Consider the following 926-nt stretch of genomic DNA (forward strand, 5'->3'; position numbering starts at 1 on the left):
GCTCAAGAGGCAGGCGCTACCGTCGTGGCCCTTATCGGCTCCGAGGAGAAGGCAGAGACCGCGCGTTCGCTCGGCGCCGACGTCGCCCTGGTCGGCTACGAAGGTTTCGCCGGGCAGGTCCGGGAACTCACAGACGGCCGCGGCGCCGACGTCGTCTATGACTCCGTCGGCAAGGACACCTTCAACGAGTCCCTGAAAGCGCTGCGTAAGCGCGGCACACTCGTGCTCTTCGGCGGCTCATCCGGACAGGTCCCACCCTTCGACCTGCAGCAGCTCAACCACCACGGCTCCCTGTACGTCACGCGGCCGACCATCGACGATTACCTGCTTGACGAAGAGGAGCGCAACTGGCGCGCCGGCGAGCTCTTCAACGCCGTCCTCGACAATTCCCTGACGATCCGCCTGGCCGGAACCTTCCCGCTTGCTGAGGCAGGGAAGGCACATGCGTTGCTGGAGTCCCGCTCCGTCCAGGGCAAGCTGCTGCTGATCCCCTGAAACACGGCCACCCTCCAACCGCCTGTGCCCGGAGCTTTTGCTGTAGTCAGGTCGAGCACCCCTGCAGTAGCGGCGACGTCATATGCGCTGTTATCGGCGTTTTTTCCTAGAACTGTATGGGCTAGCTGACGTGTCTGGCTTAGTTCTGCGCGTCCGCCGGGAACTTGCTGGAAGAGAGCAAAGACTGAAGTCCTGGAGCTCTCCCCGGTCACCACCGACCCGGACGCGGCGGCAACCTGGTTTGAGGACTGGCCGGCCATTGGCATCGAATCACGTGTCATCAATGGCGATAGGCAGCCCTGCGAAGGCGGGCAACGGCAATGGCTCAAGATCAAGCATGGGGGAACGCGGGAAGTAGTGTGTCGGCGGTTATAGGACCCATCACCCGCCCGGAAGCGATCGTGGCCAGGCTGCCCATTGGGGGGCGGGCT

At 63.8% G+C, this 926-nt stretch carries 1 protein-coding gene; it reads left to right on the forward strand.

Features of this window, described 5'->3' with window-relative positions; all coding sequences use genetic code 11:
* On the forward strand, window positions 1-495 hold a 495-nt coding region (locus AC5RVV_RS17555; RefSeq protein ID WP_494002636.1), incomplete at its 5' end, for a zinc-binding dehydrogenase.
* Between the last annotated feature and the right edge of the window lie 431 nt (window positions 496-926).

The sequence above is a fragment of the Arthrobacter sp. MDT2-34-1 genome (assembly GCF_059091365.1).